Source organism: Burkholderia reimsis (assembly GCF_003294055.1).
Taxonomy (GTDB): domain Bacteria; phylum Pseudomonadota; class Gammaproteobacteria; order Burkholderiales; family Burkholderiaceae; genus Burkholderia; species Burkholderia cepacia.
Genome location: NZ_QMFZ01000110.1, coordinates 1 through 1,148 on the forward strand (window position 1 = coordinate 1; position 1,148 = coordinate 1,148).

1 protein-coding gene is annotated in these 1,148 nt (G+C 64.6%); it reads right to left on the minus strand.

Features of this window, described 5'->3' with window-relative positions; genetic code table 11:
• The coding region (locus tag DPV79_RS41430) for an RHS repeat domain-containing protein (protein WP_244321916.1) at positions 1–1,082 on the minus strand (1,082 nt) is incomplete at its 3' end.
• Positions 1,083–1,148: the final 66 nt, after the last annotated feature.

Sequence of the window (1,148 nt, forward strand, 5' to 3'; positions counted from 1 at the left end):
AGCGCCTCGGTGACACGCCCCTTGCTGTCGTAGTAACGCTCCCAGCGGTGCCCTTCCGGGTCCTGCAGCCCGGTCAGGTTGCCGTGCCGGTCGTAGACGTAATGAGCCGTACGTCCATCCTGCTGCGTGTGCGAGGTCAGATGCCCCGCGTCATCCCACGTGAAAGATTCCTCGGTCCCGTCTGCAAACACATGGCGGGTCACGTGTTTCGCCGCGTCGCGGAAGAACCATTCTTCCGTGTTGTCCGGATACACGATCCGGTATACGTAGCCGTCGATGTCGTAGTACTGCTGGGTCGTGTTGCCCAGCGCGTCGGTCACGAACGTCAGCCGCAACCGGTCGTGCCAGGTCAGGCGCGTGTCGAACGTACCGTCGTCGGCCCATTCGTGCACGGCTTTTGCATCGAGGTGCGTGCCGTCCCATTCGAGGTTCATCCCACGCCCAGTACGATCGGTGTAGCGCGTGACGAGGTGGTGCGAATACGCATAGCTCCACGACGCAGCGTTCTCGTCGGCCGCCTCCACCAGATCGCCCGCCTCGTCGTACCGATAGCGCGCGAGTACGCGGACCGCCGTCCCGCTGTCGTCGACCAGCGCCACACGCATGATGCGGCCTTCCCGATCATGCGTCAGTGAAGCGACGGCATCACTGGCGGATTTGATGGTGGTGAGCAGGCCGTCCGCCCACGTCAGCGTCACCGTGTTGCCCGAGCGGTCCTCGATTTTCGTGAGCGCGAAGCGCGCTCCGTGCCGTTCATACGTTTCGGTCAGCGTCTCGCCACGCACCAGCCGGATGCGATCGTCGGACTCGCGCGTAAGCACGCACGACTCGATCGCATCGTAATGCGGTTGCCCCGGCTTTAAAGCCGGGTACGTGAGACTGCGGCCCGATGCGTCGTGATACACGAGCTCGTCGCCCTTCGCCTCGAACGCGACGTGATACGGCGTCGTCCAGCGAGGCCCCAACGGCCCCTGCCCGTCGTGCGCGCCGAAATTCGAGCGATACGTGCGCGCCCATTCGACCGGCATCACCCCCGGAATCACAAAGTCGGTATGCGTGAACGACTCGTCACCGAGCGCCAAGCCGATTGCGCCGCCCACTCGCGCGGCCGGCTGGCCAATCTCACACGCCCTGCAACCCGACACACC